Source organism: Bradyrhizobium sp. Kon10, assembly GCF_055807395.1.
On the sequence record NZ_JBVVOZ010000343.1, the window covers coordinates 1 to 245 of the forward strand.

At 61.2% G+C, this 245-nt stretch carries 1 pseudogene; it reads right to left on the reverse strand.

Going from position 1 to position 245, the window contains the following annotated elements:
* Nucleotides 1–245 (reverse strand): annotated as a pseudogene (locus tag AC0L2O_RS37320) (helix-turn-helix domain-containing protein); the annotation flags it as partial.

The window sequence follows — 245 nt, forward strand, 5'->3', positions numbered from 1 at the left end:
GGGTCGCGTTCAGCACCAGATACATGTCGCCGACATAGATGGCGGCGCGATAAGGCCCAAAGATAGTGTAGGGGATCGAGTAGCGCATCCGGCCGTCATAGAGAAACAGGCGGAAGGTGGGATAAAGGTCGTCGAGCAGCGTCGCCATGTGAAGAAGCTGCTGGTGGCGGTCGGCCTCAGGGAAACGGTCCCAGCCGCCCAGTCCGCGCGCAAAGATCTCCAGCGTGTGGCGCAGCATGCAGACT